Genomic DNA, 219 nt, shown 5'->3' on the forward strand with positions numbered 1-219 from the left:
ATGTGATTGCTATGATCAAGAAAAGCAGCCGCATCAAGTATTCATACTGTGGTGAACAGCTGAATATCAAAGAGATCTATTCCAGGAACAAAAAACGCCGTGGCAGATCAAAGTATCTGCTTTCTGTTGACGTCATGGTAGGAAAAGAGAATCCTATTCCGGCGAAAATCGTTTGCGTAAGGAATAAAGCAAATCGCAAGGACTGGCTTGCTTTTATCT

1 pseudogene is annotated in these 219 nt (G+C 41.1%); it reads left to right on the top strand.

The window, feature by feature from the left end:
* A pseudogene (locus H6A32_RS16180) lies at positions 1 to 219 on the top strand (IS4 family transposase); the annotation flags it as partial.

Origin of the sequence: Drancourtella massiliensis, from assembly GCF_016900655.1 — a bacterium.
Taxonomy (GTDB): Bacteria; Bacillota; Clostridia; order Lachnospirales; family Lachnospiraceae; genus Sellimonas; species Sellimonas catena.